This is a genomic window from Vibrio sp. 10N.222.48.A3 (assembly GCF_041475345.1).
GTDB lineage: Bacteria > Pseudomonadota > Gammaproteobacteria > Enterobacterales > Vibrionaceae > Vibrio > Vibrio tasmaniensis_A.
This window is the reverse complement of the sequence record NZ_JBFRVX010000821.1, coordinates 1-4,232: the sequence shown is the minus strand read 5'-3', so window position 1 is coordinate 4,232 and position 4,232 is coordinate 1. Positions and strand designations below refer to the sequence as shown.

Here is a 4,232-nt window from a genome sequence, read left to right as displayed (position 1 = left end):
AGGAACGACCTCTGTGATTGTTTATGATCGCGGTGGAAACGAAATTTATAACGCAGAATTGGTAGTCAACCAAAGTTTAAGACTATTGAAGCAAACACTCATTGCTAGATTCCCTGATGAAAACGTTGTGGTTTCCAATGTAGGTGACCAAGTTGTATTAGATGGCATTGTCGGTAGTGAAGAGATTAAACAAAAAATCAATCGACTTGTTGGTGAAATGTTGAAGAAAGATCGTCGCCGCGCAGCTTATGAACTAAAGGATGCGGACGGTGAAGCCTTAGACGAGCTAGAGTACACGGCAAAGTACAACTACGATCAAGTCATTAATAACTTGAAAGTACTCACTACTGAGCAGATCAATGTCAAGCTAACGGTCGCGGAAGTATCTAGCTCATTTTTGACAGAATTAGGTGTTACTTATAGCGATAGTGGTGATCCGGGTACTTTTGTAAATAAGCTACTTGATTTTACGGCTCAAGATATCGTTTCAGTTATTTCCGCTAGTGGTGATGACAAAATCGGGCGTGTATTGGCCGAGCCCAACCTTTCTGTTATTTCAGGTGAGCAGGCTAGTTTCCTAGCCGGTGGCGAGATACCAATTGCTATCAGAGATGAAGACGGGATTACCATTTCTTATAAAGAATACGGCGTTAAGTTGGCCATGGTTGCAAAGGTAACTGACACAGAGAATATTCGCCTAACCTTGATCCCAGAGGTTAGCTCGATTGATGAATCAAACAAAACCACGACAGGCTTAATTTCTGTGCCTTCTTTACGAACTCGACGAGCTCAAACAACGGTTCACTTGAAAGATGGGCAAAGTTTTGTTTTGGCGGGGCTATTGACATCGGAAGAGCGTGAATCGTTAACCAAGATTCCAATCTTGGGAGATATTCCAATTCTAGGTGCGTTGTTTAGCCACTCTTCCACCAACCGTTCCAAGACTGAATTGATCATTGTTGCGACTGTAAACTTGGTTGATCCGGTTGAGCAAGAGCAGGTCAAATTGCCAAGCTTTAGACGCACAAGTGATCTCGAAAGACTCCTTAGAATTGATCTTTCGGAACTTGACGAACCAGAGCTTGAAAACACGATAAACCAAGGAGGATTCAACTAATGAGATGGATCGTTATTACTTTAATCGCTCTTATTGCTTCTGCTTGTTCTCATGTTGATACCCCAAACTCTAGTGTGATTGAGCAACTGGAGGAGCGCTTTGAATTTGATATGGCGAGTAGTGAAGATTCAATCTCTCGCTCGGTGGCCTTTATTCGTGAGCTCAATGCGAGAGAACCTAAGGCGACGTTCTACGTTAAATATAAACCGGATGCGAGTGAGTTTGTTGCCAAATTACGAGATCGATTTAAGTCGGAATCTATCGCAAAAGACAGATATAAAATCGAACTTGCCGATCATGACCAAGAAAAAAACATCTTAATCATAGGTCGATATGTCCGAATTAAAAGCAGCGAATGTGGAGTGATGGTGTTCTCGAAAAGGGAAGATTATCAATTTGGTTGTAGTGTTGAACATAACCGAAACATCAGCTTGGTTAACCCAATTAAGAAGGCGAAATAGTAATGGACTTGGATATCTTGTTTCGTAATTCGTCGTCGAAAGTGAAGTCGACGGTTGAGGCTACCGATCTCATTGTGTCTGATGATAATACCCTAACTGAATCTATTAATGATTTGTACGCTATTGAAGGTTTCCCTAAACCACTTGAAGTCACCGATATTGATTTAGATGGCGTTTGGAATCAGTCAAACATTAAGCTTAACCACGTTGTGTTGGATCTTCGTAGTGCCTCCAACGTTATAGAGCAAGTTTCCGAGATTTCGGTTCGTTTGGATGTGAATATATCTTTGCTTGTTCTCTGTGATGTTGATTCGATAAAGCTGCGTAACCAAGTGCATGCATTAGGTGCTAGTTATGTTCTTTGGGATCCTGAACTTGATTCATTACTTGCGGCAATTAAAACGACGCAAGAAGGTGAAAGCACCGTTAAAAAAACGCGTGTAGCCAAACGTATATTAGTTTTGGGTACCAAAGGTGGCATTGGAGTATCTTGCGTAAGTTCTGTTTTAGCACACTCCTTAGCAGAGCAAGCAAATCTAAAGACACTCTTGGTGGATCATGATTCAGGAGCACTAAATAGTGACATTTATATAGGTGTAAAAGGCTTGAAAGCCAAGCACAACAGTATAGATTTGAATCAGATCGATATCGACAGTGCGATAGCTAAGACCTATGTACATGGTGTGAAAGATAAGCTTGATTACTTGGTACTAGAGAAAAATGTTGCTTGCCTTACTGATCACGCATCTACATTGTACAACCTTTCCAATCAACTCATTGATCAATATAACTTTATCATAGATTCGGCGCCCTTATCTTGCTATGAAGAGATGCATGATCAGGAGTTATCAGATAAGTACCATCGCATCTTTATTGTCTGCGAACCTTCGGTTTCTTCACTGCGTTCTTATAACTCTTTGAAGAAGAAGATCGGGAAATCTGAACACCAAATCATCTTCAACCTTAATCGGCCAGCGAAAGACTTCATGATGACACTCGCGAGTGCGAAAGAGAGAATCAAAGCCAAAGATAGTATTGATTTCATGTACGAGCCGTCGCTAGAAAAAATCGTGGTACAGCAAGGTATTAATGAGTTGCTTAAATCTAAGTCTGCCACTGCCGTTCTAACTATGGTTGCCACGTTGACAGGCAAGAAAATTAAAACTAAATCACGTTTCAGTTTGTTTAGAAAATGAATCAATTAAAAGAAATTTACATCCAGCTTCGAGATGAGATCTTTGATGCTCTAGATGCCGCTACGCTTGTTGAAATTAGTAATCAAGAGCTAGAAGAACAACTCAAAGACTCGGTTAATATATTGATCGATAAGAAGCAGCTGCAAGTCAGCTCATTGAAACGTGTCGACTTAGTCAAAGCGTTACTCGATGAGTTGAAAGGCCTTGGGCCCCTGCAAGCTTTAGTCGATAACGATGATATATCGGATATCATGATCAACGGTCCTTCGGATATCTTCATAGAAATCAATGGCAAGGTTGAACAATCACCCATTCAATTTGTTAACGAAAAACAACTGAACACCATCGCTAAGCGAATCGCATCAAATGTGGGTCGTCGTATCGATGAATCAAAACCCCTTTGTGATGCTCGTTTAATGGATGGGAGCCGTGTAAATATTGTGATCCCCCCGTTAGCGATAGACGGTACCTCTATCTCGATTCGTAAATTCAAAGAGCAAAAAATTAGGCTTGAGAATCTTGCTGAGTTTGGTGCGATGTCTGTCGAAATGGCTAAGCTTTTGTCCATTGCGAGCCATTGCAAGTGCAACATATTGATCTCCGGTGGTACTGGTTCAGGTAAAACAACGTTATTGAACGCATTATCTGGCTTCATTGGCGAAACTGAACGTATTGTTACTATTGAAGATGCTGCGGAACTACAGCTACAAAAACCTCATATTGTTAGGCTTGAAACTCGACAAGCTAGCGTTGAAGGAACAGGAGAAATCACCGCTCGAGACCTTGTGATTAATGCCCTTCGTATGCGCCCGGACAGAATTATTGTTGGTGAGTGTCGTGGTGGTGAAGCCTTTGAAATGCTTCAAGCGATGAATACAGGGCATGATGGATCTATGTCGACATTGCACGCCAATACACCGCGTGATGCCATTGCTCGTACTGAGAGCATGGTAATGATGGCAACAGCCAGTCTGCCGATATCCGCAATACGTAGAACCATCGTTAGTGCAGTAGACCTTATCGTTCAAGTTAAGCGCCTCCACGATGGTAGCCGCAAGGTGATGTACATTTCTGAAATTATCGGGATGGAAGGGGATAGCGTGGTGATGGAAGACATTTTTCGTTACGAAGCGACTTCAAATTTCAAAGATGGAAAAATGGAAGGTGAGTTCAGAACACCCGGTTTATCGACTCGTTCTGTGATTTATGAACGCGCAAAATTCTTTGGTTTAGAACAAGCAGTGAAGGAGATATTTACATGACCTTAATACTGATTGCTTCATGGAGCGCTTTGCTACTTTACTTCCTTATCCATCGCTCTCGTCAAAGCAAAAAATTGAGTAGCTTAATTGAGATGGAAGCTGAGTTTGAAGGGGTTAAAGGTGTTCGCTCTGTTATCGATTCACAACAGTTTGAAGAGAGCTATAAAGCCAGAATCAGGAAAATGTACAAGAAGGT

At 41.5% G+C, this 4,232-nt stretch carries 4 protein-coding genes and 1 pseudogene; all 5 read left to right on the top strand.

The window, feature by feature from the left end:
* A partial coding sequence (locus AB4653_RS20265) for a type II and III secretion system protein family protein (RefSeq protein WP_372105170.1) occupies positions 1-1,117 on the top strand: 1,117 nt, incomplete at its 5' end.
* On the top strand, positions 1,117-1,578 hold the full coding sequence (locus AB4653_RS20260; protein ID WP_009845563.1) for a hypothetical protein: 462 nt from the start codon (positions 1,117-1,119) through the stop codon (positions 1,576-1,578). The genes AB4653_RS20265 and AB4653_RS20260, both read left to right, overlap by 1 nt.
* A gap of 2 nt (positions 1,579-1,580) precedes the next feature.
* Positions 1,581-2,774, top strand: coding sequence for an AAA family ATPase (locus AB4653_RS20255; RefSeq protein ID WP_009845562.1), 1,194 nt, complete (start codon positions 1,581-1,583; stop codon positions 2,772-2,774).
* Positions 2,771-4,036 (top strand): CpaF family protein, encoded by a 1,266-nt coding sequence (locus AB4653_RS20250; protein ID WP_009845561.1) that lies wholly within the window; start codon positions 2,771-2,773, stop codon positions 4,034-4,036. The genes AB4653_RS20255 and AB4653_RS20250 overlap by 4 nt, the downstream gene beginning before the upstream one ends.
* Positions 4,033-4,232, top strand: a pseudogene (locus AB4653_RS20245) (pilus assembly protein TadB); the annotation flags it as partial. The gene AB4653_RS20250 and the pseudogene AB4653_RS20245, both read left to right, overlap by 4 nt.